Genomic DNA, 25,838 nt, shown 5'->3' with positions numbered 1-25,838 from the left:
GCCAGAAAGCAAAACGCCAGCACGAGGCTGGCGTTCTGCATATTTAAGCTGCGATCAACGCGGCACAACCGGCTTGCGCGCAGGCTTGCCGCCTTTGCCCTTCGCCGCATCGGTACGTTCCTTCGCCGCCTGCTTGTTCCGTGCCTGGGCCGCTGCCTTGGCTTGCTCACGCTTGTCCCACGGATTGCTGCCGTCGCTGCCACGGGGTGGCAGGCCGGTGTGCTGGGTGAGAATTTTGGTGGTGGTTTCCTTGGCGACCTTATGGCTGCCGGCCGGCGTCGAGTTCTTGCGACGGGCGCTCTGGTAGCTGTCGGTGGACGGCTGGTGCAGCGGGATCAGTTGGTCCTTGCCCGGCCCGATCAGGTCGGCGCGACCCATGCGGGTCAGCGCTTCACGCAGCATCGGCCAGCCTTTGGGGTCGTGGTAGCGCAGGAACGCCTTGTGCAGACGGCGCTGCTCTTCGCTTTTGACGATGGTCACCGCGTCGCTCTTGTAAGTGACCTTGCGCAGCGGGTTCTTGCCCGAGTGGTACATCGCGGTGGCGGTAGCCATCGGCGACGGGTAGAACGCCTGCACCTGGTCGGCGCGGAAGCCGTTGCCCTTGAGCCACAGGGCCAGGTTCATCATGTCTTCATCGGTGGTGCCGGGGTGGGCGGCGATGAAGTACGGGATCAGGTACTGTTCCTTACCGGCTTCCTTGGTGTACTTCTCGAACATGCGCTTGAACTTGTCATAGCTGCCGATGCCCGGTTTCATCATCTGGTTGAGCGGACCTTCCTCGGTGTGTTCCGGGGCGATCTTCAGGTAGCCACCCACGTGGTGGGTGACCAGCTCTTTCACATATTCCGGCGACTCGACGGCCAGGTCATAGCGCAGGCCGGAGGCAATCAGGATTTTCTTCACACCCGGCAACGCACGGGCGCTGCGGTACAGCTGGATCAACGACGAGTGGTCGGTGTTCAGGTTCGGGCAGATGCCGGGGAACACGCACGACGGCTTGCGGCACGCGGATTCGATTTCCGGGCTCTTGCAGGCGATGCGGTACATGTTCGCGGTCGGGCCGCCGAGGTCGGAAATCACCCCGGTAAAGCCCGGCACCTTGTCGCGGATCTCTTCGATCTCGCGAATGATCGACTCTTCGGAACGGTTCTGGATGATGCGGCCTTCGTGCTCGGTGATCGAGCAGAAGGTGCAGCCGCCGAAGCAGCCACGCATGATGTTCACCGAGAAACGGATCATGTCGTAGGCCGGAATCTTCTCCTTGCCATACGCCGGATGCGGTACGCGGGCGTACGGCATGCCGAACACGTAGTCCATTTCTTCAGTGGTCATGGGAATGGGCGGCGGGTTGAACCACACGTCCACTTCACCGTGCTTCTGCACCAGGGCGCGGGCGTTGCCTGGGTTGGTTTCCAGGTGCAACACGCGGTTGGCGTGGGCGTAGAGCACCGCGTCGCCACGGACTTTTTCCACCGACGGCAGGCGGATCACGGTCTTGTCGCGGGTCATGCGCGGGCTGGCCAGGATCTGCACGACCTTGGCTTCTTCCGGATCGTCGACAGGGCCTTTCTCTTGCTCGATAGCGCAAGCCTGGGTGTCCTGGGTATTGACGTACGGGTTGATGATCTTGTCGACCTTGCCCGGACGGTCGATGCGCGTGGAGTCCACTTCGTACCAGCCGGCCGGAGTATCACGACGAATGAACGCGGTGCCGCGCACATCGGTGATGTCTTCGATCTTGTGGCCCCACGACAGGCGCTGGGCGACTTCGACAATCGCGCGCTCGGCGTTGCCATACAGCAGGATATCGGCGGTGGCGTCGATCAGGATCGAGTTGCGCACGCGGTCCTGCCAGTAGTCATAGTGGGCGATGCGGCGCAGGGAGGCCTCAATGCCGCCGAGCACGATCGGCACGTTCTTGTAGGCTTCCTTGCAGCGCTGGCTGTACACCAGGCTCGCGCGGTCCGGGCGTTTGCCGGCCATGCCGCCTGGGGTGTAGGCGTCGTCGGAACGGATTTTCTTGTCGGCGGTGTAGCGGTTGATCATCGAGTCCATGTTGCCGGCCGCGACGCCGAAAAACAGGTTCGGCTCGCCGAGCTTCATGAAGTCGTCTTTGGACTGCCAGTTTGGCTGGGCAATGATCCCGACGCGAAAGCCCTGGGACTCCAGCAGCCGGCCGATGATCGCCATGCCGAACGACGGATGGTCAACGTAGGCATCACCGGTGACGATGATGATGTCGCATGAATCCCAGCCAAGCTGATCCATCTCCTCCCTGCTCATCGGCAGGAATGGCGCAGGACCGAAACATTCGGCCCAGTACTTGGGATAGTCAAATAACGGCTTGGCTGTTTGCATGACGGTGACCGGTGTTGAGATGAAAAATCGCGGGCGCGGAATATAGCACAAATTTTGACCAATTCCGACGATGGCGGTCGGCTTTTAAGCCATAGGCTCGCGGGCCCGCAAACTAAGCTCCTTTATAAAAGGCACTGGGGCTAATCCGTTAACCGTTGATCGAAAATTCCATGGGTAATCTGCGGCAGGTCAATCATCACTCCGGATGGCCTAGCCCATGAGCAGTCCCTTGCCACAATCGCCCCACAAGGCATTCATCAAATCCAACTTACCGGCCTGGCTGACCCAGGCGCCGGCTTCGCAGCTCGCCGATTTTCGCCGCGACCTGATCAGCAGCAATCAGGCCAGGCACGACCTCAAGGCCCTGATGGATGAACTGCAGAACCCCGAGGAGTTTGCCCGGCCTTTGTTACGCCAGACCCTGCGAACCGAGTTTTTCGGTTTGCAGGACGATGAAAACGCCATCCTGTCCCGCGAATGGAAAAACCATCACCTGTTGGGCCTGATCCGTACACACGCCCGCACCACCCGGCAGACGCTGCTGGAAGCGGCCCTGCAGAATTTCGAAGCGACCGAAGCCGAGACCGGCGGCATGGAAACAGGCACCGCCATTTACAATCCCGGCCCCACCGGCGAAGTGCTGAGCATTATTGCTGCGACACGCTTCGCCAGCGTCTGCCGCAACCTGGATATCGGCAGCCAGTACCTCGCGCATATCGATAACGTGCTTGAACCCGCGCCCAACTCCGGCACGTCCCGTACCGCCGCCGAGGTCATGCAACTCTTGTCCAGTCAAGAGCAGCTTGCCTTTGGGGTCGCACTGCATATCGCCTACCTGCAGAAGGCGTTCACCACCTGGCAGTTTCTGCAGCTGCGCAGCCTCCAGACCACTGGAAATAACATCGACATACGGTGCAGCCTTTTGACCCTCCAGGATGTTGTTCTGCCCAATGTCATGGTGATTCAGGCGTCGGCGATCGGGCTGCCGATGGTTCTCTACACACCCCAGGACCCCAGCGCGGCGTTTCGCCTGCATCCAACCTGGGAGGATCTCTACCACGGCCTGGCCGAACGCCTGGAACAGCCGCAGTACCTGGCTTTTTTCACTCGCCTGGTACCGTTGCAACATCAGGACAGCCTGTTGCATCTGGCCCCGCGACCGTCGCTGAATGCGCGCCCGAGCCTGGTGAGCACGCTCAGCCTGACCCCGGTCCGTACGCATGTGTTTCAGGACATGGCTACGCAACGCATCATCCAGATCAGGAATGACGCACGCATCCTGGCGGTGCCCACTGCCGACGTCGACCTGGTGAGCCGGCAGAAGCGTCTGCAGGGCTATCTGGAACTGGGTAAGTCACTGTTTTTTTTTGCCGCGTCATTCATTCCAATCGTCGGTGAAGTGCTGTTGGCCGTCAGCGCCTTGCAACTGCTCAATACCGTCTATGACGGCTTCGCCGCCTGGAGCCGCGGCGATAGCGAAGAGGCCTTGAACGACTTTCTCGACGCGGTGGACGACGTCGCGATGGCAGTCGCCACCGCAGGCGTGATCAAGACCGCCGGCTTCGGTGTAAAACTGCTGAAAGTGCACGTGGCCAACAAAGGCTTGCGCCTGTGGAACCCCGACCTGACCCCCTATCGGCATCCCAAGATGCTGCCCGACGGCCTGGTCGCGGATAAGCAGGGTTTGTATAAACATGCGCAGTGGTATTACCTGAAGCTCGATGATCAGGTTCATGCCGTGCAACGGGCGCCCGATAGCCAGCAATGGCAGTTGTCCCACCCCACCGACCCCGACGCCTACGCGCCGCCCGTGCGGGGCAACTCTGTCGGCGGATGGCGCGTCGAGCATGAGACCCCCGCCGACTGGGACGACCTCAAGCTGATCCAACGCCTGGGCCCGGACGGGGCCACGATCAAACAGCCCGCCGTTGAGCCGATCCTGCTGCTCGGCGGCATGGACAGCGCCGGCCTGCGCGAACTCCATCAGGACATGCTGAGGCCGCCGCCGTTGCTGCGGGACACGATCAAGCACTTCAACCTGGACCAGGAGATCGCCGACTTCAACCTCGATCGCGCCGAAGGCACTAAGGTTACACCGCAGTCCCCCTTCATCCAGTTTCACTTGGTGTGTGCATTGCCGGAATGGCCCGCGACCCGGCGGCTGAAAATCGTCGACGAACGGCAACAGATACTGATCAGCCACGGTAACGGCGCCAACGCGATCGAGGTGAGCGCTTCACGCTTCAGAAAAGGCGAACTGCTGCATGCACTGGAGGAGCAAATGCCGCGGGCAGAATTCAATCAATTGCTACCTGCGCTGTACATCGACTATTTCACCCCGGTCGAAAACCTTGCCTCACGCCTGCAGGAAAGCGTTCCGGCACAACGCCAGCGCCTGTTTTCGTTGCTCGATAGCCACGGCGAGGAACCCGTCAGCCAGGTTGAACAGGATCTTCGCCCAACCATGCCCGAACTGTCCAAGCATCACCTTGAAGAAATGGAAACCACCCTCAGCCCGCAGGAACGGCAACGCCTGCACCAGGAGAAAAAACTGCCGTCAACACAAGAGTGGGAGGCCACCCAATACCGCGACGTGGCGCGCAGCGCACGCATCCACAAAGGCATTTTTCTCGATTCGATGAGCAGTAACGAGAGCGTGCCACTGGTGCTGCACACTCTGGAACAGTTGCCAGGCTGGCCAGGCGCACGCCGTATCGAGGTGTACGAAAATGATAACAGCGGCCCGCTGCTGGGACATATTGGCAGCGAACAGGACAGTCTGCGTCACATCCTGATCCGCCAGGGCGAACAGTACGCCGTGCAGGACGCCGAGGCGACAGAGCTGCATGCACCGAGCACGCTGTTCAGCGCGCTGGAACATACGCTGACCGAGGCCGAACGCAGCGCGCTTTTGCGTGAGTCGAATACAGGCACGCTCAAACAAGCCATCCACCAGCATAGCCTGGCAATGATCGCCAAACCGCCGCTGCCGCCGCTCGCCAGGCTAGCCCCAACGGCGCCCGTGCAGGCCCTCGGGATTGCGCTTGATCCACTGTTCGCCACGCAAACCGCCCCGGCAGGCCTGACGCTGCGCGCTGATGGTATCCATCAGTCAGCCCCGCTGCCCAACGGTGGCTATCACTATTACGTCCTGGAGGGCGGGAACTACTTTCAGGTCAAAGCCGAAGGGCAGAAATGGCGACTGATCGATGCCCGCAGCCCGTTCAGGGCTTACCGGCCCTACCTGCGCGCGAAAACCGCCGGTGGCTGGGATATCGATCCGAGCAGCCAGGGGTTGATGGGTGGCATGCAAGCGGCTGTTTCGTCGTCGGGAGAGCCGATGGAGCTCAGCGACGAGTTTGAGTCGGCGCACTCATCCAGCGAATACGACTCAGCAGAAGAAGGCACGGTCAACAGCCTGTATACGCCGCAGGAGATGGAGACCATGCGGTCCACACGAAGCTATCAACACAGCCAGAACTATCGACGCATTTATGATCGCGCCAACAATGGCCGCTACCCCCTGCGCGATTTAACAGGTCGCCCATTGCGGATCAGAAGCATACAAATCCGCAGCAAATCGCTCACGTCCGATCAAACTTTCAGCAAGGAGCTGATCCTGCCTTTTTTGCAGTGGGGAGGGTATGAACGGGTTGCACGCCTCTATGAAGACAAACTAGAAGTGACACCCTTCACTGCGGCCCACCAAAAGTGTGTGCAGGAGGCAGTGATGATCGGCGAGCAGACCGCCATAAGCAGGAAGCCGTTGATAAAAGGTGAGGCGCTCGGCGTCTATGGCGGGGAACTGGTGCCGTATTATGTGGCGGCTTATCGGCAGGATCCCTATTTGATCGACGTCAAACCTTTTGAACCCCTTCCCGCTGCACCACAGCCGGTCATTTTGTCGGGTGACAACGTACTTTCGCGAATAAATACGATTTTTGAGTACGAAGCAAATCTGCCGGTCAGGCAGGCATCCACGGGCTATAACGTAGAGGTTGCGCGGTTCAACGTCACGACACAGATTGCTGAGCAACCCAGGGACAACTTTTTCCTCAGTGCATTCTTTGCCAGTGAAGACATCCCTGCCGGCGCCGAGTTGCGCTGGAACTACCAATACAACGAGCCCACGGTGAGGGCGCTGTTCGGCCCGCTCCCCCAGGCAAACGCCTGAAGCCGATTACTCATCGTCGTCGAAGTTATAGCTGCCCGGCGCGAGGTTCTCAAAGCGTGTGTACTTACCGATGAACGCCAGGCGGATAAAGCCGATCGGCCCGTTCCGCTGCTTGCCGATGATGATTTCGGCAATGCCCTTGTGCTCGGTTTCGGGGTGATACACCTCGTCGCGGTACACGAACATGATCACGTCGGCATCCTGCTCGATCGCGCCGGATTCACGCAAGTCGGAGTTCACCGGACGTTTGTTGGGACGTTGTTCCAGGGAACGGTTGAGCTGGGACAGCGCCACCACCGGGCAGTTGAATTCCTTGGCCAGGGCCTTGAGGGATCGGGAGATTTCGGAAATCTCGTTGGTGCGGTTGTCGCCGCTGGAACCCGGAATCTGCATCAACTGCAGGTAGTCGATCATGATCAACGCAATGTCGCCGTGTTCACGCACCAGGCGACGGGTGCGCGCGCGCATTTCGGACGGGCTGATACCGGCAGTGTCATCGATGAACAGCTTACGGTCGTTGAGCAGGTTGACCGCCGAGGTCAGGCGCGGCCAATCGTCATCCTCGAGCTGGCCGGAACGCACTTTGGTCTGGTCGATACGGCCGAGTGACGAAAGCATACGCATGATCAGCGATTCGCCTGGCATCTCGAGGGAGTACACCAGCACCGCCTTGTCACTGCGCAGTACGGCGTTTTCCACCAGGTTCATCGCAAAGGTGGTCTTGCCCATCGACGGACGGCCGGCCACGATGATCAAGTCGGACGGCTGCAGGCCGCTGGTCTTCTCGTCGAGGTCGGTGTAGCCGGTGGAAATACCGGTAATTGCGGCATCGGTGTTGAACAAGGTGTCGATGCGGTCGATGGCCTTGGTCAGCAGGTCGTTGACGCTGACCGGGCCGCCGGTTTTCGGGCGGGCTTCGGCGATCTGGAAGATCTGGCGCTCGGCTTCGTCGAGGATCTCGGCGGCGGTGCGACCTTCGGGGTTGAAGGCGCTGTCGGCAATTTCAGTGCTGATGCCGATCAACTGGCGCAGGGTGGCGCGCTCGCGGACGATCTGCGCATAGGCCTTGATGTTGGCGACGGACGGCGTGTTTTTCGCCAGTTCGCCGAGGTAACCCAGGCCGCCGACTTGGGAGGTCTGGCCTTCCTTGTCCAGTTGCTCGGCCAGGGTCACCACGTCGATCGGTGAGTTCTGGTCGGCCAGCTTGGCGATAGCACGGAAGATCAGGCGGTGGTCATGACGATAGAAATCCCCGTCCGAGACTTGATCCAGCACGCGTTCCCAGGCGTTGTTGTCCAGCATCAAGCCACCGAGCACGGCCTGTTCGGCCTCGATGGAATGCGGCGGCACCTTCAGGGCAGCGGTTTGCAGATCGTATTGCTCAGGAGCGGAGATTTCGTTCATGGCCACTTGGAATTTAGGGGTGTGTAGAAAAACAAAAGGCACGACCTGTAAACAGGATCGTGCCCGATGTTAACCGGCTGACACGCGAGGTGCCAGTCAGTTAGGTGCGGCTTAAGCTGCTACCACGACAACGCGTACGGTGGCTTCAACTTCGGCGTGCAGGTGCACGGCTACGTCGAATTCGCCTACGTTGCGGATGGTGCCGTTCGGCAGACGAACTTCGCTCTTCTGCACTTCAACGCCGGAGGCGGTCAGTGCATCAGCGATGTCGTGGGTGCCGATCGAACCGAACAGCTTGCCTTCGTCACCGGCGGTGGCAGTGATAGTCACTTCCAGCTCAGCCAGTTGGGCAGCGCGAGTTTCGGCCGAAGCTTTTTTGTCTGCTGCTGCTTTTTCCAGCTCAGCACGACGCTCTTCAAACGCAGCCAGGTTGGCAGCGGTTGCAGCGGTGGCTTTGCCGTATGGCAGCAGGTAGTTACGACCGTAGCCGGCCTTAACGTTCACTTTGTCGCCCAGGTTGCCCAGGTTGGCGACTTTTTCCAGAAGGATCAGTTGCATGTGAAAATCCTCTAACTTTTAACCTTCACCGTTCGCGCTATCGGCATCTTTCGACGCTAGACGTCCGCGAAAATCAATCAGGCCGTCGACAATGGCCAAAACCACGAGTAACGGATAGATCAGCTGCATGAACAGCAAGAGCGTGACGTACAACCCCACCAGCCAGAACCTGGCCAGGCGCTTGCGCGCAACCAGCCCATGAATCAGGGCCAGCCCGGCAAATACCAGCGGTACGCTGCAAATCGGCGCAAGCAAGGCCATCTGTGGACCGAAGTTCGGCCCGACAACCATGCACGCCAGCAGCAACATCGCCGGCCCCGCATGAATTCTGATACTGCGAAACTCGCGACCAAAACCACCCGGGTTGTACAACAACGCCTGCCAATAACGCCCAAGAATCAGGCTCAGCACGCTGACAACCTGCAACAAAGCCGCAATCAGGCCGGTCAGGACCGGCGCAATCAGTGACGCAAACCGCGCTCGCTCATCTACCGACAACTGCTGGTAGAGATCCCCGAGGGCCAGCGGCAGGATCTTGACGATTTCCTGCGCCAGCGCCTCGATTTGCGGGCGGAAAGCCGCGCCAAGCATCACTGAGTACACCAATCCCAATGCCACGCTGACCAGCAGCGTGCGGACCCAGGACTCACTTGCGCGTAAAACCAACGCAAGGCTCGATGACCCCAGCAGTACCAGAAGTACCCGTGGATCACCCATTTGCAGCCACCAGATCAAGGCCGGCAACAAACCCAGGGCAAGAACGCCAAGGGCGTCCTTCAAACCGCGCCGCAGGAGCACGAGGCAACCTGCGGCAGCACCCAACCAATAAAGCAACGGCAATGCCGCACAGCCAGCCACTACCAGAGTGGCCTGCATACGACCGCGCATGATGAACTCAGCTAAGGCGCGCATGCATTCAATCCCTTACTACTTGTCGACTGCCCGGTCTCAGCGGCCGTGGCTGTCGGTGTAGGCCAGCAGGGCCAGGAAGCGGGCGCGCTTGATAGCGGTGGCCAGCTGACGCTGATAACGTGCTTTGGTACCGGTGATACGGCTTGGAACGATTTTGCCGGTCTCGGATACGTAGGCTTTCAGAGTGTTGAGATCTTTGTAATCGATCTCTTTCACGTCTTCAGCGGTGAAGCGGCAGAATTTACGACGACGGAAGAAACGTGCCATTTGATAGGCTCCTTAAAAGGTCCGTGGATTACTCGTCAGCGTTATCGCTGTTGTCGCTGTCATCACTATCAGCGCTATCAGCGCCTTCGTGCTCAGGACGGTCGCGACGCTCACGGCGCTCACTGCGGTTTTCTTCAGCCTTGAGCATCTCGGATTGGCCGGTAACGGCTTCTTCGCGACGGATGACCAGGTTACGGATCACTGCATCGTTGTAGCGGAAGTTGTCTTCCAGCTCGGCCAGGGCCTTGCCAGTGCATTCAACGTTCAGCATCACGTAGTGAGCCTTGTGAACATTGTTGATTGCGTAGGCCAGTTGACGACGGCCCCAATCTTCCAGACGGTGGATTTTGCCGCCGTCTTCTTCGATCAGCTTGGTGTAACGCTCAACCATGCCGCCGACTTGCTCGCTTTGATCCGGGTGGACCAAAAAGATGATTTCGTAATGACGCATGAATGCTCCTTACGGGTTGTAGCCTGCCGCTCAAAAACGGTCAGACAAGGAGTGAATGACACTTATGGATCTTGCCGCAGGGGAGGCACATGCGTGCCTGCCAGGTGGGCAAGGGGCGCAATTGTAGAGAAGGGGAAGGAGCGGCGCAAGGTGATTGGTGATTATTTGAACAATCCCCCAAACACCACAAAAACAAATGTGGGAGGGGGCTTGCTCCCGATAGCGGTGTTTCAGTTACAGATGTTGTGACTGACTCACCGCCATCGGGAGCAAGCCCCCTCCCACATGTTGATCCGGGCCAGGCCTGGCTTACTTCTTGGGCTTGGCCTTCGCTTTCGCACCGCGCTGACGCTGGGCTTCAAACAGGCACACGCCTGTCGCCACCGAAACGTTCAGGCTGCTGACGCTACCGGCCATCGGCAAGTGCACCAGGTAATCGCAATGCTCACGGGTCAAGCGGCGCATGCCCTTGCCTTCGGCGCCCATGATCAGGATGGTCGGGCCGGTGAGGTCCTGGTCATAGATGCTGACCTCAGCCTCCCCCGCCGTGCCGACAATCCACAAGCCACGTTGCTGGAGCTTTTCCAGGGTGCGCGCCAGGTTGGTCACGGCCACCAGAGGAATCACTTCCGCCGCGCCGCAGGCGACTTTACGCACGACCGGCGTGAGGGTCGCCGACTTGTCTTTAGGCACGATCACCGCCAGCGCGCCGGCGGCATCCGCCGAACGCAGGCAGGCGCCGAGGTTGTGCGGGTCGGTCACGCCGTCCAGCACCAGCAGCAACGGCGCGCCTTCGGTACGGTCGAGCAGCTCGTCGAGCATGGCCTCGCCCCACACCTGGCTCGGGCTGACGTCGGCAACCACGCCTTGGTGAACGCCTTCTACCCATACGTCCATTTCACGGCGTTCAGCCTGGCCGATGGCAACCTTGTTCTGGTTGGCCAGCTCGACCAGCGCCTGCACGCGTGGCTCGCTGCGACCTTCCGCCAACCACACTTGCTTGACGCGCTTGGGGTGGTGACGCAGCAGTGCTTCTACGGCATGCACGCCGTAGATTTTTTCCAGACTCATGGCTTGGCCTTAGGTTTGCGCGACCCGCCGCTTTTCGCGGGGGCCGAACCCGCTTTGGGCGGGCCTTTACGGTGTTTACTGGGCTTGCTCGACGGTTTTTCCGCCCCTTGGGACTTTCCCCCAGACGCCGCTTTACCACCGCTTTTGGCTTCGTTGAGCAACTGCTGCTTCAACTCGCGACTCTTGCGCAGCTCGGCATTTTTCGCCGCTGCGTCGCTTGGGCGATAGGCTTCCGGGGCCTTTTCCTTGGCCGAAGAACGACGACCAGCCTTGGCCGGCGCGGGCTCGGCGGCCGCCGCTTTTGCAGGAGCCCCTTTGCCTTTGCTGGCCGGCGCGGTGGTTTCGCCGCCACGCTTTTTGCGACCCGCAGGTTCGGCCGGCTTGTCAGGCATACCGAAGTCGATCTTGCGTTCGTCGAGGTCGACGCGCATGACCTGCACTTCCACCGTGTCACCCAGGCGGAAACTGCGCCCGGTGCGCTCGCCCGCCAGGCGGTGATGCACTGGGTCGAAGTGATAGTAGTCGCCCGGCAAGGCGGTGACGTGCACCAGGCCCTCGACGTAGATGTCGGTCAGCTCGACGAACAGGCCGAAACCGGTCACGGCGGTGATCACACCCGGGAACGACTCGCCCACGCGATCCTTCATGAATTCGCACTTGAGCCAATTCACCACATCGCGGGTGGCTTCATCGGCGCGGCGCTCGCTCATGGAGCACTGCTCGCCCAACTGTTCCAAGGCCGCTTCGTCGTACGGATAGATCCGTGCCTTCGGAATGGTCATGGCGCCGGCGCGCTTGACGTGCGGGGTGTTCTGCTTGGAATGGATCACGCTGCGGATCGCGCGGTGCGTGAGCAAGTCCGGGTAACGCCGGATCGGCGAGGTGAAGTGGGTGTACGCCTCGTAATTCAGGCCGAAGTGGCCCTGGTTATCGGCGCTGTACACCGCCTGGCTCAACGAGCGCAGCATGACGGTCTGGATCACGTGGTAATCCGGACGGTCCTTGATGCTGGCCAACAGAGCCTGGTAGTCCTTCGGCGTCGGGCCGTCCTTGCCTTTGTGCAGGGACAGGCCGAGCTCACCGAGGAAGGCGCGCAGTTTTTCCAGGCGCTCCGGCGGCGGGCCGTCGTGCACCCGGTACAGGGCAGGAATCTCGTGCTTTTTCAGGAATTCAGCGGTGGCCACGTTGGCGGCCAGCATGCATTCCTCGATCAGCTTGTGCGCGTCGTTACGCGTCGTTGGGGTGATCGCGGCGATCTTGCGCTCGGAACCGAAGACAATCCGGGTTTCCTGGGTTTCAAAATCGATCGCGCCACGCACATGACGGGCACCCAGCAACACTTTGTACAACGAGTACAGCTGCTTGAGGTGCGGCACCACGTCGGCGTACTCGGTACGCAGGGCTTTGGCTTCGCTGGTCTTCGGCGTTTCCAGGATGGTGCTGACCTTGTTGTAGGTCAGGCGCGCCTGGGAATGGATCACCGCTTCGTAGAACTGGTAATCGGTCATTTCGCCGGTTTTCGAGATGGTCATCTCGCACACCATGGCCAAACGGTCGACTTTCGGGTTCAGGGAGCACAGGCCGTTGGACAGCTGCTCGGGCAGCATCGGGATGACGCGCTCAGGGAAGTACACGGAGTTGCCGCGCACCTGGGCTTCGTTATCCAGGGCCGAACCGATCTTCACGTAGCTGGACACGTCGGCAATCGCGACGAACAGCTTCCAGCCGCCGGAGAACAGGCGCAGTTTGCCAGGCTTGGCTTCGCAGTAGACCGCATCGTCGAAGTCGCGGGCGTCTTCGCCGTCGATGGTGACGAACGGCAGATGGCGCAGGTCAATGCGCTTCTCTTTGTCCTTGTCTTCAACTTCCGGCTTGAGCTTGGCGGCTTCCTTGAGCACAGCGTCGGGCCAGACGTGAGGAATATCGTAGGTGCGCAGCGCGACGTCGATCTCCATGCCCGGCGCCATGTAGTTGCCGACCACTTCAACGATGTCGCCCTGGGGCTGGAAGCGCGCAGTTGGCCAGTGGGTGATTTTCACCTCGACGAACTGGCCGACCTTGGCGGCGCCATTGCGGCCCGGGGTGATCAGCACTTCCTGCTGGACCTTCGGGTTATCCGGCACGACGAAGCCGATACCGCCTTCTTCGAAGTAACGGCCGACGATGGACTCGTGGGCACGGGACACCACTTCGACGATCACGCCTTCACGACGACCACGACGGTCCAGCCCGGAAACACGCGCCAGCGCACGGTCGCCGTCAAACACCAGGCGCATTTGCGCAGGGCTCATGAACAGGTCGTCGCTGCCGTCATCCGGGATCAGGAAGCCGAAGCCGTCCCGGTGACCGGCGATGCGGCCGAGGATCAGGTCGAGCTTGTCGACCGGCGCATAGGTGCCACGGCGGGTGTAGATCAGCTGAGCGTCGCGCTCCATCGCACGCAAACGGCGGCGCAGGGCTTCGAGCTGGTCTTCGGTGGTCAGACCGAATTCTTCAACCAGCTGCTCACGGCTAGCAGGCGAACCCCGATCGGCGAGGTGCGCCAGGATCAGTTCGCGGCTAGGAATAGGGTTTTCATATTTTTCCGCTTCACGAGCGGCCTCGGGATCGAGGGACTGCCAATCGGCCATTAGAGAGTTTTCACCTTGTCTATATGCGGGTTAGTTTGGCATACGCGTATTGAAACGGGAAATTTCAGGCATCAACAAGTGTTTAAAAGCCCTTTGTAGCCCACCGACGCATACCTTGCACGACCATTGAGGGAATTTTCCAGGCTTTTTTCATACCGGGGGTTTACAGCTGAAAAAGGGCTCCGTATAGTGCGCGCCATCGACGACGGCAACGTTGTTGATGCTGCCCAGGTGGTGAAATTGGTAGACACGCCAGCTTCAGGTGCTGGTGATCGCAAGGTCGTGGAAGTTCGAGTCTTCTCCTGGGCACCAAATTCAGATCAAACCCGCGAAAGCGGGTTTTTTCGTTTCAGGTCTTTGATTCTTAACGTAAAACCTGATTTATTTTTTTGAATCAGGGGTTTACAGATCAAAAAGCCCGCCGTATAGTTCGCCCCATCAACAGCGGCAACGTTGCTTGATAATGCCCAGGTGGTGAAATTGGTAGACACGCCAGCTTCAGGTGCTGGTGATCGCAAGGTCGTGGAAGTTCGAGTCTTCTCCTGGGCACCAAATTCAGATCAAACCCGCGAAAGCGGGTTTTTTCGTTTCTGGGGTTTAAAACTTGGTGGTGGGGCCTGCTCATGCGCACTTGAGAAGGTTTATCGTTTATCCTTGTAAGAATTTGTAGCTTACAAGTGAGGAAAACCCCGGATGATGATCCGCGATACCCGTCTCAAGACCTCCCTTCTGCGTGGCCTGACCATCACTCTGCTCGGCCTGACCCTGCTCTCGCCCGCCGCCCATAGCGCCGAAAAGATCTCCCTGACCCTGTACAACGGCCAGCACAAGGAAGTCGGCGATGAACTCGCCAAAGCCTTCGAAGCCAAGACCGGCATTCACGTCAATGTACGCAAAGGCAGCAGCAATCAACTGGCCAGCCAAATCGTCGAAGAAGGCGACCGCTCGCCTGCCGACGTGATCTACACCGAAGAATCACCGCCGCTGAACAAGCTGGGCGAGCAAGGCCTGCTGGCCAGGATCGACGCCAGCACCCTCGATGTATTGCCCAAGGACTATGTCGGCAGTAACGGTGACTGGATGGGCGTGACCGCACGCACCCGCGTCGTCGCTTTCAACCCCAAGCTGATTGCCGAAAAAGACCTGCCCAAATCGGTGCTGGATTTCGCCGGTCCCGAGTGGCAAGGCAAGGTTGGCTTCGTGCCCACCAGCGGTGCGTTCCAGGAGCAGGCGGTGGCTATCATCAAGCTGCACGGGCGTGAAGCCGCAGAAGAATGGCTGACCGGCCTGCGCGCATTCGGCAAGGTGTACAGCAACAATATGGTTGCGCTCAAAGCCGTGGAAAACGGCGAAGTCGCCACCGTGCTGGTGAACAACTATTACTGGTTTGCCTTGAAGAAAGAGAAAACCAACCTCGACTCCCAACTGCACTATTTCACCGACGGCGATGCCGGCGGCCTGATTACCGTGTCTTCGGCTGCCGCGCTGAAATCCAGCAAACACCCCAAGGAAGCCCAGCAACTGCTGGCGTTCATGGCCAGTGAAGAAGGCCAGCGCGTGATCACCAACACCTCGGCTGAATACCCGCTGCGCAAAGGCATGCAGTCCAATCGCGGCCTCAAGCCTTTCAACGAACTGCAGCCGCCGAAAGTCACCCCCGCCGACCTGGGCAATGCCGAAGAGGCCCTGGACCTGGAACGTGACGTTGGCTTGAACTGATGAACCCATCGCTCAGCGCCGCAGGTTTTCGCCCCCGGCGCAAACGCCCTTCGATCTGGCTGCTGTTGCCGGTGCTATTCCTGGTAGGCCTGAGTCTGTTGCCGCTGGCCTATGTCGGGCTCAAGACCTGGCAGGCTGGCTGGGCGCAGGCGGTGCATCTGCTGTGGCGACCTTATGTCTTCGGGCTGCTGCGCAACACCCTGGCGCTGATGGTGGGCGTGACGGTGGTGTGCGGCGTGGTCGGCCTGTCCCTGGCCTGGTTGCTGGAGCGCAGCAACCTGCCTGGACGGCGCCTCTGGGGGGTGATCCTGTGTCTGCCGTTTGCGGTGCCGGCGTTTGTCAGCAGCTTCACCTGGGTGTCGCTGAGCGCCAACTTCGAAGGCCTCGGCGGCGCGATCCTGGTGATGAGCCTGTCCAAATACCCGCTGGTGTTTCTGCCGGTGGCCGCGACACTGCGTAATCTTGATCCCGCCCTGGAAGAATCAGCGCGCACCCTGGGCCTGAATCGCTGGGGCGTGTTTCGACGCATCACCTTGCCGCTGTTGTGGCCCTCGCTGGTGGCCGGCGCGCTGCTGATTGCGCTGCACATGCTGGTGGAGTTCGGGGCTTTGTCGATCATCGGCTTGCAGACCTTCACGACCGCGATCTATCAGCAATTCGAGCTGGAGTTCAGCAACGCCAATGCGGCGATGCTCTCGGCGGTGCTCCTGGCGATGTGCCTGACCCTGCTGTGGCTGGAACTGTGCATGCGTGGCAAGGGCCGCCATGTACGTATTGGCCAGGGCGCGGCGCGGCATGCCGAACAGGTGAAATTGGGCAAGTGGGCGCCGCTCGGTCAGCTGTATTGCCTGGCGCTGGCAGTCATCGGCAGCGGCATTCCGCTGGGGATGCTCGGTTATTGGCTGGCCGTGGGCTCATCGGCGGCGTTTCCGGTGGCCGAGATCAGTGAAGCGTTGTTATCGTCCCTGGCGCTGTCCCTGGGTGGCGCAGCGGTGTGCCTGGCGTTGGCGGTGCCGGTAGGCTTGCTGGTGGTGCGCTATAAAGGCCGACTGGCGATCTGGGCTGAACGCCTGCCCTACCTGCTGCACGCCCTGCCCGGCCTGGTGATTGCACTGACTCTGGTGTATTTCGCCCTGCATTACGTGCCGGCGCTGTATCAAACGTCGGCGCTGCTGCTGATCGCCTACGCGCTGTTGTTTCTGCCGCTGGCCCAGGCGCCGATACGCACGGCATTGAACAAGGCCGCGCCCCAACTGGAAGAGGCAGCGCGGACGCTGGGGGCATCGCCCTTCAGTGCGTTTTGCCGGGTGACACTGCCGATCATCTTCCCGGCATTGGGTGCGGCGTTTGCCCTGGTGTTTCTGGATGCGATGAAGGAATTGACGGCGACCTTGCTGCTGAGTCCGACTGGGTTGAACACCTTGGCGACTGCTGTGTGGGCGCATACGTCGAATGTGGAGTTTGCGGCGGCGGCGCCTTATGCGGCATTGTTGATCCTGGTGTCGGGGTTGCCGGTTTATTTGCTGACGACGCGGATGTATCTGAGTCGCTGAGACCGCTATCGGGGGCAAGCCCCCTCCCACATTTTGAATGCATTTCACCTGTAGGAGGGGGCTTGGCCAGAACAGGCAACACTAAGCCCTGAACTGCCCCAAACTCGCCTTCAACTGCGCCGCCAACCCGTCCAGCACCTTGCCACTGGCCGTAGTTTCCACCACCGCCTGCGCAGCACGCTCGGCCTGGGCGTGGATCACCTCGACGCGCCCACGCACCGCATGCGCGCCCTGGGCCTGGTGCTCGGCCGCGCGTGTCGCCAGGCCGATTGCCGCATGCACCTGCTCCACCGAAGCCTGCACCGTCTGCTGCAAACGCACGCTCTCGCGCAGTACCAGCAAGCCCTCACTGGCTTGGCGCCCGGCTTTGCCGATGGTGTCCACCGCCTCACGCGCGCCCTGCTGCAACGCCACGATATGCGCCTGGATATCACCGGTGGAGCTTTGGGTTTTACTGGCCAGTGCGCGCACTTCGTCTGCAACCACCGCAAAACCGCGCCCCGTTTCACCGGCGCGCGCCGCTTCGATGGCGGCGTTCAGGGCGAGCAGGTTGGTTTGCTCGGCGATCCCATGGATCACCGTCAGCACCACTTCAATCTGCTCACTCTGTTGGGCCAGGCGCTCAATGACCTGGGACCCCGCCTGCACCTGCCCCGCCAACGCTTCGATCAAACTGCCAACTTCGGCCGACGTGCGTGAGTTCTCATCCGTCGCCTGGCGAATCTCCACCACCTGTTGCAGCGCCGCCTGCATGGCATGGCTTTCGGCCTGGGCCTCATCGGCCATCTGCGACAGTGCGCGCAGGCTCTCGGCGACTTCATCACGCTGCAAACCGGCAGCCTTGTCGGCACCCGCATTGCGCAAGGTCATCGCGCCGATTTCCACACCGGTGCGCTGGGCCACCTCACCCGCTTCGCGCACGATGGGCTGCAACTTATCCACAAAGCGATTGACCGCCGACGCCATGTCGCCGATCTCATCCTTGCTGCTGATTTGCACCCGCTTGGTAAGGTCGCCCTCGCCCGCCGCCAAATCATCCATGGCAGCGATCAGCAGCTTCAAGCGGTTGACGACGCGGCGACCGAGCACGATGGCGATCAGCAGTAATACGCCAAGACCGACCAGCGCCAGGCCCATGCCGATGCGCCAGCGCAGGGTGCCGGCGGCCTCTTGAACCGCGCTGGTGGTGTTGGCGGTCATCTGGGTGGCGGTGGCTTGCGCCGATTGCAGGCGCGCGCCCATGGCCGCAGCGCTATCCGCCGCTGCGCCTTTGAGGCTGTCACCGACCAGTTGATCACCGCTGGCAATCAGCGCGGCAAAACGCTTGTCCAGCGCTTGCAGATCGGCCTCGACCGACGCGGTGGAAACCCCCATGCGGACCTTGCCGATCTCCACGCCGTTGGGGCTGATCGAGGCTTCGACGTAATACACCGCAGGATCAGTCTTGGCCGCGTCCAGCACTTTATCCAGGGCCCGCTCCCCCGCGCCCTTTGCCAACAGGGCCTGGTTGATCGGGTTTTCACGGTTCAGGTAACGGGTCAGGTGCTCGCCCGCCGCGTCGTCATACACCACGAACAACACGTTGGGATTGCGCTGCGCACGCCGGGCGAACTCCGACAAGGTTGGCACATCGCTGTCCCACATGGCTCGCGGCGCCACCGACGCCAGCAACTGCGCCATGTCATTGGCAGAGTCCTGCAGATCTTTTTCCAGGGTCGCACGCAATTGCTTCTGCTCTTGCTGAAGGCGCGTGGAAAGCCCTGCGGTCAGACGCTGACGGGTGCTAGTGGACAAACTGTCCAGACTGGACGTGACTTCCTTGCCGGCCTGGGCCAATTCGCCGGACAGTTTCTGGCTGTCGATGCCCAGGCGATTACCCAAATCTGCCTCCAAGGCGGTGACTGTGCTCCGCGTCAGCGCGACGGCCACCAGCACTTGCACCAAAAGAGCGATACCTAGGGTAACGAATACTGGCCGCAACAGACGACTTTGTAACAACGAGAGAACGGCAGACACTGGGAATCCCTCCACCACGGGTGCCATTAAATTGATAGCACCTCGGAAAGAAGGAAACACAGCAAGGGTCGTGCCGCTTGCCAGACACAAACGACAAAGGGCTCCCGAAGGAGCCCTTTGCTTTTTACATCAACAGCTTATTAAGCGAACGGATGACGCAGAACGATGGTCTCGTTGCGGTCCGGGCCCGTCGAAATAATGTCGATCGGCGCGCCAATCAGCTCTTCAACGCGCTTGATGTAAGCACGGGCATTGGCTGGAAGCTCTTCCAGGGTCTTGGCGCCCACGGTCGACTCGGTCCAGCCCGGCACTTCTTCGTACACAGGCTGCAGGCCCACGTAGCTGTCGGCGTCAGTAGGAGCGACGTCATTACCTGCGGCGTCTTTGTAACCGGTGCAGATGTTGATGGCTTCCAGACCGTCGAGCACGTCCAGCTTGGTCAGGCAGATGCCCGAGATGCTGTTCACATCGATAGCGCGACGCAGGATAACGGCGTCGAACCAGCCACAACGACGGGCGCGGCCAGTGGTTGCGCCGAACTCGTGGCCTTGCTTGGCCAGGTGCGCGCCGACTTCGTCGAACAGCTCAGTCGGGAACGGGCCCGAACCTACGCGGGTGGTGTAAGCCTTGGTGATGCCCAGGATGTAGTCCAGGAACATCGGGCCAACGCCCGAACCGGTAGCAACGCCGCCAGCGGTGGTGTTGGAACTGGTCACGTACGGGTAGGTGCCGTGGTCGATGTCGAGCAACGAACCCTGGGCGCCTTCGAACATGATGTCTTTGCCGGCGCGACGCAGGTCGTGCAACTCGGCCGTCACGTCCAGCATCAGCGGCTTGAGCAGCTCAGCGTATTCCTTGCATTCGGCCAGCGTCTTTTCGAACTCGATGGCCGGTTCTTTGTAGTAACCCACCAGCATGAAGTTGTGGTAATCCACCAGTTCACGCAGCTTGTCTTCAAAGCGCGGCATGTTGAGCAGGTCGCCCACACGCAGGCCACGGCGCGCCACCTTGTCTTCGTAGGCCGGGCCGATGCCGCGACCGGTGGTGCCGATCTTCAGCTCGCCACGGGCCTTTTCACGGGCCTGGTCCAGCGCCACGTGGAAGGACAGGATCAGCGGGCAGGATGGGCTGATACGCAGGCGCTCACGCACCGGTACGCCTTTCTCTTCCAGCTTGGTGATCTCGCGCAACAGGGCGTCCGGTGCAACCACCACGCCGTTGCCGATCAGGCACTGCACACCTTCGCGCAGGACGCCCGACGGGATCAGGTGCAAGACGGTTTTTTCGCCATCGATGACCAGGGTGTGACCCGCGTTGTGGCCACCTTGGTAGCGCACTACGGCGGCAGCATGTTCGGTCAGCAGATCAACGATCTTGCCTTTGCCCTCATCACCCCATTGGGTGCCCAGGACTACGACATTCTTACCCATAACACTTGTCCTCATTCGCGCAAACTTGGTGCCGGCGATGGCCGGCAGGAAAACTCAAGAAGCCAGTGGCGATACTTGCCAAAGCCCGTTCTGCTGAATCAATTGCCGGTCGCAGTCCGCTTCACGGGCGGCGGCCAATGGCTGCCCAGGCAAGGCCTGGACGACACGCTGACCCTCACTGCGCAACTGGCAAACCTGCTGCCAGAGTGCCGCGTCCGTACTGTCGGGCATCCAGATGCCACCAGACGGCAGCTCGACCTCAGCACGCCCCAGGGTCACCAGGGTTTTCAAATCGGTGGAAAAGCCAGTGGCCGGACGGGCGCGACCGAAGTCGGCGCCGATATCGTCGTAGCGACCGCCCTGGGCGATGGCCTGGCCAACACCCGGAACGAACACCGCGAACACCACACCGGTGTGGTAGTGGTAGCCGCGCAACTCGCCCAGGTCAAAATACAGCGGCAATTGCGGGAAGCGCGCCGACAACTGCTCGGCAATCGCCAGCACATCGTCCAGGGCCGCCAATACCGGCGCTGGCGCATTGGCCAGGCGCTCACGCGCAGCCACCAGCACTTCACGGCCGCCGCACAGGTTGACCAACGCGCGCAACATCTGCGCGAGGTCAGCCGGCACGCCTTCGGTGAGGGCGATCACTTCGTCAATCGCCTTGCGTTGCAGGGCGTCGAACAGTTGTTGCTCGGCTTCACCGGACAAACCAGCGGCACGAGCGAGGCCACGGTAGATACCGACGTGGCCCAGGTCCATGTGCACATCCGGCACATCAGCCAGTTGCAGCATGGCCAGCATCAGGCTGATCACCTCGACGTCGCTGCTCGGGCTCGCATCGCCATACAGCTCGGCGCCCAACTGGATCGGGCTGCGGGACGATGACAAGGCACGTGGCTGGGCATGCAGCACGCTGCCGGCGTAGCACAGGCGGCTCGGGCCTTCGCGGCGCAGGGTGTGCGCATCGATACGCGCCACTTGCGGCGTGATGTCGGCACGAAACCCCATCTGCCGGCCCGATTGCGGGTCGATAACCTTGAAGGTGCGCAGATCCAGGTCCTGGCCCGCGCCGGTCAGCAGGGATTCCAGGTACTCGATATGGGGAGTCACGACAAACTCGTAACCCCAGCTCTGGAACAGATCCAACACCTGGCGACGCGCTATTTCAATGCGCGCAGCTTCTGGTGGCAGTACTTCTTCGATGCCATCTGGCAGCAGCCAGCGGTCTACCGTTGCCATTACGCCATTCCCCTATGATCCGGGCGGCCAGCCCTCGGCCGAGCCTTGAGTGAAGCAGAAAATACCCGCCGCCTGCATAAACCACGCGCAAGAGCGACGTGACGAACGACCTGTAACCGGCCTCGTCGGGCACTTTCCTCGAAAAACCTGTCACGCCTGCCGAATCGAACATGCAGACGCAAAAAAGCCGGGAATTTCCCGGCTGCCGCATCATACACCCGTTTTCTGAAAGGATCACCCCGCCAGGCATTTTAGCCGCCCGACGGAGTGGTCCTGCAGAATCACAGGCCTGTTACTTGGACTTTTCCAGGTAGCGGAAGAAGTCGCTGCTTGGGTCCAGCACCAGCACGTCGGTCTTGTTCGCGAAGCTTTCACGGTAGGCACGCAGGCTACGGTAGAACGCGTAGAACTCCTGGTCCTGGCCGTAAGCCTTGGCGTAGATCGCCGCGGCTTGAGCATCACCATCACCACGGGCCTCTTCAGACTCGCGATAGGCTTCCGCCAGCAGTACACGGCGCTGACGATCGGCATCCGCACGGATACCTTCGGCCAGCTCGTTACCTTTGGCGCGGTGCTCACGGGCTTCACGCTCACGCTCGGTGCTCATGCGCTCGAACACGCTGCGGTTCACTTCCTTGGGCAGGTCAATGGCCTTGACGCGCACATCGACCACTTCGATACCCAGCTCTTTCTCCGCCATGGTGTTCAGCGAACGGGTGATGTCAGCCATCAGCGCATCACGTTCACCGGATACCACCTCATGCAGGGTGCGCTTACCAAACTGGTCGCGCAGGCCCGATTCCAGACGGCGCGACAAACGCTCGTCGGCAATCTGCTTGAGGCCGGAAGTCGCGGTGTAGAAGCGCTCGGCGTCCTTGACGCGCCACTTGGCGTAGGCGTCAACCATCACGGCTTTCTTTTCCAGGGTCAGGAAGCGCTGTGTAGGTGCATCCAGGGTCATCAGGCGGGCGTCGAACTTGCGCACCTGGTTGACGTAGGGGACTTTCACATGCAGGCCCGGCTGGACATCCGCCTGGACCACGCGACCGAATTGCAGCAGCACCGCACGCTCGGTCTGAGCCACGATGTAGAAGCAGTTCCAGGCAGCGATGACCACGACGACGCCCACAATCAGGGCGGTCAGCGATTTATTGCTCATCAACGGCTCTCCCTGGTACGTGTTTGCTGTTGCAGCAAGTCAGCGGCCGCACGGGCGCTCGCTTCGTTGGCAGCGGCATTCGAACCGGTGGACGGCGCGCTGGTGCCGCTACGACCACCTTCGATCATCTTGTCCAGCGGCAGGTACAGCAGGTTGTTCTGCCCACCCTTGCTGCCGGTCACGAGAACCTTGCTGGTATTGCTGAAGACTTCCTGCATGGTGTCCAGGTACAGACGCTCACGGGTCACCTCAGGTGCCTTGCGGTACTCGGCAACCAGTTTGGTAAAGCGGTCTGCCTCACCCTTGGCACGGGAGACCACTTCGTCGCGATAACCGTTGGCATCTTCAAGGATGCGCTGGGCTTGACCACGGGCTTCCGGCACCACGCCATTGGCGTAGGTTTCAGCCTGGTTGCGCGAACGCTGCTCGTCTTCACGGGCACGGATCACGTCGTCAAAGGCCTCCTGCACTTCACGCGGTGCGGCAGCGCTCTGTACGTTGACCTGGGTGACGGTGATACCGGTGCGATAGGTATCGAGGAACCGTTGCAGGCGCTCCTTGATTTCGCTGGCCATCAATTCACGCCCTTCGGTCAGCACCTGGTCCATGGCGGTGGAACCCACCACATGGCGCAAGGCACTTTCGGTTGCGTGTTGCAGGCTGATTTCCGGCTGGTCGACGTTCAGCACGAAGTCCTGCAGGTTGGTGATCTTGTACTGCACGGTCAGCGGCACTTCGACGATGTTCTCGTCTTCGGTCAGCATCTGGCCCTGCTTGGTGTAGGCACGCTCACGCGTGACGTTCTCCATGTACTTCTTGTCGATCGGCGGGAAATAGATGTTCAGGCCTGGCCCGACAGTCTCGTAGTACTTGCCGAAGCGCAGCACCACGGCTTGCTCCTGCTCGTCCACTACATAGACCGCGCTGTACAGCCAGACGGCCGCAAGCACGACAAGGCCCAGGCCCAGCAGGCCATAGCCACCGCCCTTGCTCGTGCGACCACCCTCGTCACTACCGCGTTTTTTTCCACCACCGAACAACCCATTCAGGCTTTCCTGCAGCTTTCGGAAGGCCTCGTCGAGATCCGGTGGCCCCTTGCGGTCGCCATTATTGCGGCGCTTACCACCCCAAGGATCCTGATTATTCGAGTTGCCACCCGGCTCATTCCAAGCCATAGCGCTCTCCATCTGATAAAGCAAAGACGCACCCACGGCGCGCCGACCAATGCTACAGAATGCCTGCCACCGCGGCACAACCGCTTTCTCAGGCTTTTATTGCAAAGTGTGTTGCTCGATGAACTCTGCCGGTACAACACCCTCGCGACTGACCAGTCGATTGAGCTCCGAGCGTGGCAATCGAACGTCCAGCAAGCTGACACCTTCTTCGTCGTGTTCTTCTTTCTGTACCGCGCCCAGCTCGAAAAACTGTGCACGCAGTCGAGCAAAACGCTGCGGCAAGCGCAAGGTGCCCACGAACAAATCGCTGCCGAGCAACTCGGCAATGGCTTGTTCCAGCAGCTCCAGGCCACTGCCATCACGCGCCGACAGCCAGACCCGTTGAGGCTTGCCGTTCTCGTCGCGCTGAATTTGTGGCTCGACGCCTTCAAGCAAATCGAGTTTGTTATAGACCTCGAGGATCGGCAAGTCCTGTGCACCAATCTCGCCCAGCACTACCATCACCTGCTCGATCTGCAGCATGCGATCCGGTTCAGCCGCATCGATTACGTGCAACAGCAGGTCGGAATTGCTCGACTCTTCGAGCGTAGACCGAAATGCCTCGACCAGCTTGTGCGGCAAGTGCCGGATGAAACCCACGGTATCGGCCAGGACGATCGGCCCCAGGTCGCCGATATCCAGGCGGCGCAGGGTCGGGTCGAGCGTGGCGAACAGTTGGTCTGCCGCGTACACGTCCGATTTCGTCACGTTGTTGAAGAGTGTGGATTTGCCGGCGTTGGTGTACCCCACCAGTGACACGGTAGGGATATCCGCACGCGAACGGCCTCGACGCGATTGCTCGCGCTGGCTGCGCACTTTTTCCAGGCGGCCCTTGATCTGGCGCAGGCGAACCCGCAACAGGCGTCGGTCGGTTTCCAGCTGGGTTTCACCCGGGCCACGCATGCCGATGCCGCCGCCCTGGCGCTCAAGGTGAGTCCAACCGCGCACCAGGCGGGTGCTCATGTGGTCAAGCTGGGCCAGTTCGACCTGCAGTTTGCCTTCATGGGTACGCGCGCGTTGGGCGAAAATATCGAGAATCAGACCGGTGCGGTCGATCACGCGACACTCGAAGACACGTTCGAGGTTACGTTCCTGACTGGGCGTGAGGGTGTGATTGAAGATCACCAGATCGGCTTCTTCAGCGTGGACCAGGTCGCGCAATTCCTCGACCTTGCCGCTGCCGATCAGGTATTTGGCGGTTGGCCGATGACGCGGCACGTTAAAAAACGCAACGGTCTCGGCGCCGGCCGAATTTGCCAACTCCTGAAACTCCTGCGGATCTTCGCGCGCCTCAGGGTCCTGTCCATCCAAGTGAACGAGGATTACTCGCTCACCACCACCGTGGCGCTCAAAGAACAAAGGAGACTCCTATCAGGCGTTACCTGGCTCAGCGTCAGCTGCTTCATCACCTGCTGCGCTAGGCAGACGGATCGGACGAACAGGGACGACTGTAGAGATAGCGTGTTTGTAAACCATCTGGCTGACGGTGTTTTTCAGCAGGATCACGAACTGGTCGAACGACTCGATCGTACCTTGCAACTTGATACCGTTGACCAGATAGATGGAAACCCCCACTTTCTCTTTACGTAAAGTATTCAAGTAAGGGTCTTGTAGCGAATGCCCTTTTGACATGTGCCGCACTCCTTTAAGGATCAATAGTAAAAATCGGAAAATAAATAG

At 60.5% G+C, this 25,838-nt stretch carries 19 protein-coding genes, 2 tRNA genes and 1 pseudogene; 5 read left to right on the top strand and 17 right to left on the bottom strand.

Features of this window, described 5'->3' with window-relative positions; genetic code table 11:
• Positions 1–54 precede the first annotated feature (54 nt).
• On the bottom strand, positions 55–2,358 hold the full coding sequence (locus C4J88_RS02690) for a YgiQ family radical SAM protein (protein ID WP_012721927.1): 2,304 nt from the start codon (positions 2,356–2,358) through the stop codon (positions 55–57).
• 217 nt (positions 2,359–2,575) lie between these two features.
• On the opposite strand from C4J88_RS02690, the gene C4J88_RS02685 reads away from it, so the two are divergent.
• Complete coding sequence (locus C4J88_RS02685) at positions 2,576–6,532, top strand: dermonecrotic toxin domain-containing protein (RefSeq protein WP_124406150.1); 3,957 nt, start codon at positions 2,576–2,578, stop codon at positions 6,530–6,532.
• 6 nt (positions 6,533–6,538) lie between these two features.
• Here the strand turns inward: C4J88_RS02685 and dnaB are convergent, their stop codons facing one another.
• The 7 genes from dnaB to rnr all read right to left on the bottom strand — a co-directional run bounded on the left by dnaB (position 6,539) and on the right by rnr (position 13,825).
• Entirely contained in the window at positions 6,539–7,936 is a 1,398-nt protein-coding gene (gene dnaB / locus C4J88_RS02680) for a replicative DNA helicase (protein WP_003188079.1), read from the bottom strand.
• 111 nt (positions 7,937–8,047) lie between these two features.
• A complete protein-coding gene (rplI, locus tag C4J88_RS02675) occupies positions 8,048–8,494 on the bottom strand; it encodes a 50S ribosomal protein L9 (protein WP_003171376.1) in 447 nt (148 codons plus the stop codon).
• 18 nt (positions 8,495–8,512) lie between these two features.
• Positions 8,513–9,406 carry a hypothetical protein gene (locus C4J88_RS02670; protein ID WP_124406149.1) on the bottom strand — a complete coding sequence of 298 codons (894 nt, stop codon included), beginning with the start codon at positions 9,404–9,406 and terminating at the stop codon, positions 8,513–8,515.
• A 36-nt stretch (positions 9,407–9,442) separates the two neighbouring features.
• Positions 9,443–9,673: a 30S ribosomal protein S18 gene (rpsR, locus tag C4J88_RS02665; RefSeq protein ID WP_002551829.1), complete on the bottom strand. Its 231-nt coding sequence runs from the start codon at positions 9,671–9,673 to the stop codon at positions 9,443–9,445.
• A 28-nt stretch (positions 9,674–9,701) separates the two neighbouring features.
• Positions 9,702–10,124 (bottom strand): 30S ribosomal protein S6, encoded by a 423-nt coding sequence (gene rpsF, locus C4J88_RS02660; RefSeq protein WP_003236224.1) that lies wholly within the window; start codon positions 10,122–10,124, stop codon positions 9,702–9,704.
• A gap of 309 nt (positions 10,125–10,433) precedes the next feature.
• Positions 10,434–11,195 (bottom strand): 23S rRNA (guanosine(2251)-2'-O)-methyltransferase RlmB, encoded by a 762-nt coding sequence (rlmB, locus tag C4J88_RS02655; RefSeq protein WP_124365632.1) that lies wholly within the window; start codon positions 11,193–11,195, stop codon positions 10,434–10,436.
• Entirely contained in the window at positions 11,192–13,825 is a 2,634-nt protein-coding gene (gene rnr / locus C4J88_RS02650; RefSeq protein WP_124402897.1) for a ribonuclease R, read from the bottom strand. Before rnr ends, rlmB begins: the two co-directional genes overlap by 4 nt.
• Before the next feature lie 225 nt (positions 13,826–14,050).
• Between rnr and C4J88_RS02645 the strand changes: the two genes are divergently transcribed.
• Positions 14,051–14,137: transfer RNA gene (locus tag C4J88_RS02645), tRNA-Leu, on the top strand.
• Positions 14,138–14,145: 8 nt separating this feature from the next.
• Here the strand turns inward: C4J88_RS02645 and C4J88_RS27340 are convergent.
• Positions 14,146–14,316, bottom strand: coding sequence for a hypothetical protein (locus C4J88_RS27340; protein WP_164485227.1), 171 nt, complete (start codon positions 14,314–14,316; stop codon positions 14,146–14,148).
• Here C4J88_RS27340 and C4J88_RS02640 point away from each other — a divergent pair.
• The 3 genes from C4J88_RS02640 (at position 14,291) to C4J88_RS02630 (ending at position 17,097) form a co-directional block, all read left to right on the top strand.
• Positions 14,291–14,377 (top strand) — tRNA-Leu (locus C4J88_RS02640). The two genes, C4J88_RS27340 and C4J88_RS02640, sit on opposite strands and share 26 nt — an antisense overlap.
• Positions 14,378–14,518: 141 nt before the next feature.
• Positions 14,519–15,544, top strand: coding sequence for an iron ABC transporter substrate-binding protein (locus C4J88_RS02635; RefSeq protein ID WP_124369395.1), 1,026 nt, complete (start codon positions 14,519–14,521; stop codon positions 15,542–15,544).
• Complete coding sequence (locus C4J88_RS02630) at positions 15,544–17,097, top strand: iron ABC transporter permease (protein WP_124406148.1); 1,554 nt, start codon at positions 15,544–15,546, stop codon at positions 17,095–17,097. Before C4J88_RS02635 ends, C4J88_RS02630 begins: the two co-directional genes overlap by 1 nt.
• 81 nt (positions 17,098–17,178) lie before the next feature.
• On the opposite strand, the gene C4J88_RS27990 is transcribed toward C4J88_RS02630, so the two are convergent.
• From C4J88_RS27990 to hfq, 8 genes and pseudogenes are all read right to left on the bottom strand, one after another.
• Positions 17,179–17,883, bottom strand: a complete 705-nt coding sequence (locus tag C4J88_RS27990; RefSeq protein WP_372238008.1) for a methyl-accepting chemotaxis protein — start codon at positions 17,881–17,883, stop codon at positions 17,179–17,181.
• Positions 17,884–18,084: 201 nt separating this feature from the next.
• Positions 18,085–18,138 (bottom strand): annotated as a pseudogene (locus tag C4J88_RS27985) (hypothetical protein); the annotation flags it as partial.
• A gap of 1,115 nt (positions 18,139–19,253) precedes the next feature.
• Complete coding sequence (locus tag C4J88_RS02620; protein WP_124365627.1) at positions 19,254–20,543, bottom strand: adenylosuccinate synthase; 1,290 nt, start codon at positions 20,541–20,543, stop codon at positions 19,254–19,256.
• 54 nt (positions 20,544–20,597) lie between these two features.
• Positions 20,598–21,785 (bottom strand): ATP phosphoribosyltransferase regulatory subunit, encoded by a 1,188-nt coding sequence (locus C4J88_RS02615; RefSeq protein ID WP_124369391.1) that lies wholly within the window; start codon positions 21,783–21,785, stop codon positions 20,598–20,600.
• 292 nt (positions 21,786–22,077) lie between these two features.
• Entirely contained in the window at positions 22,078–22,944 is an 867-nt protein-coding gene (gene hflC / locus C4J88_RS02610; RefSeq protein ID WP_003188064.1) for a protease modulator HflC, read from the bottom strand.
• Entirely contained in the window at positions 22,944–24,119 is a 1,176-nt protein-coding gene (gene hflK / locus C4J88_RS02605; RefSeq protein ID WP_124406147.1) for an FtsH protease activity modulator HflK, read from the bottom strand. The genes hflC and hflK overlap by 1 nt, the downstream gene beginning before the upstream one ends.
• A gap of 96 nt (positions 24,120–24,215) precedes the next feature.
• Entirely contained in the window at positions 24,216–25,517 is a 1,302-nt protein-coding gene (gene hflX / locus C4J88_RS02600) for a ribosome rescue GTPase HflX (protein WP_124361023.1), read from the bottom strand.
• A 12-nt stretch (positions 25,518–25,529) separates the two neighbouring features.
• Positions 25,530–25,790: an RNA chaperone Hfq gene (hfq, locus tag C4J88_RS02595; protein WP_016976904.1), complete on the bottom strand. Its 261-nt coding sequence runs from the start codon at positions 25,788–25,790 to the stop codon at positions 25,530–25,532.
• Positions 25,791–25,838 lie beyond the last annotated feature (48 nt).

It is taken from the genome of Pseudomonas sp. R4-39-08 (assembly GCF_003852275.1).
GTDB lineage: Bacteria > Pseudomonadota > Gammaproteobacteria > Pseudomonadales > Pseudomonadaceae > Aquipseudomonas.
This window is presented reverse-complemented; position numbering and strand designations above follow the sequence as displayed.

What these genes read in the sequence shown, in the direction of transcription:
- C4J88_RS02690 (WP_012721927.1), bottom strand. Translation starts at nt 2,358, where the DNA reads ATGCAAACAGCCAAGCCGTTATTTGACTATCCCAAGTACTGGGCCGAA.
- C4J88_RS02685 (WP_124406150.1), top strand. Translation starts at nt 2,576, where the DNA reads ATGAGCAGTCCCTTGCCACAATCGCCCCACAAGGCATTCATCAAATCC.
- dnaB (WP_003188079.1), bottom strand. Translation starts at nt 7,936, where the DNA reads ATGAACGAAATCTCCGCTCCTGAGCAATACGATCTGCAAACCGCTGCC.
- rplI (WP_003171376.1), bottom strand. Translation starts at nt 8,494, where the DNA reads ATGCAACTGATCCTTCTGGAAAAAGTCGCCAACCTGGGCAACCTGGGC.
- C4J88_RS02670 (WP_124406149.1), bottom strand. Translation starts at nt 9,406, where the DNA reads ATGCGCGCCTTAGCTGAGTTCATCATGCGCGGTCGTATGCAGGCCACT.
- rpsR (WP_002551829.1), bottom strand. Translation starts at nt 9,673, where the DNA reads ATGGCACGTTTCTTCCGTCGTCGTAAATTCTGCCGCTTCACCGCTGAA.
- rpsF (WP_003236224.1), bottom strand. Translation starts at nt 10,124, where the DNA reads ATGCGTCATTACGAAATCATCTTTTTGGTCCACCCGGATCAAAGCGAG.
- rlmB (WP_124365632.1), bottom strand. Translation starts at nt 11,195, where the DNA reads ATGAGTCTGGAAAAAATCTACGGCGTGCATGCCGTAGAAGCACTGCTG.
- rnr (WP_124402897.1), bottom strand. Translation starts at nt 13,825, where the DNA reads ATGGCCGATTGGCAGTCCCTCGATCCCGAGGCCGCTCGTGAAGCGGAA.
- C4J88_RS02635 (WP_124369395.1), top strand. Translation starts at nt 14,519, where the DNA reads ATGATGATCCGCGATACCCGTCTCAAGACCTCCCTTCTGCGTGGCCTG.
- C4J88_RS02630 (WP_124406148.1), top strand. Translation starts at nt 15,544, where the DNA reads ATGAACCCATCGCTCAGCGCCGCAGGTTTTCGCCCCCGGCGCAAACGC.
- C4J88_RS27990 (WP_372238008.1), bottom strand. Translation starts at nt 17,883, where the DNA reads ATGGCCGATGAGGCCCAGGCCGAAAGCCATGCCATGCAGGCGGCGCTG.
- C4J88_RS02620 (WP_124365627.1), bottom strand. Translation starts at nt 20,543, where the DNA reads ATGGGTAAGAATGTCGTAGTCCTGGGCACCCAATGGGGTGATGAGGGC.
- C4J88_RS02615 (WP_124369391.1), bottom strand. Translation starts at nt 21,785, where the DNA reads ATGGCAACGGTAGACCGCTGGCTGCTGCCAGATGGCATCGAAGAAGTA.
- hflC (WP_003188064.1), bottom strand. Translation starts at nt 22,944, where the DNA reads ATGAGCAATAAATCGCTGACCGCCCTGATTGTGGGCGTCGTCGTGGTC.
- hflK (WP_124406147.1), bottom strand. Translation starts at nt 24,119, where the DNA reads ATGGCTTGGAATGAGCCGGGTGGCAACTCGAATAATCAGGATCCTTGG.
- hfq (WP_016976904.1), bottom strand. Translation starts at nt 25,790, where the DNA reads ATGTCAAAAGGGCATTCGCTACAAGACCCTTACTTGAATACTTTACGT.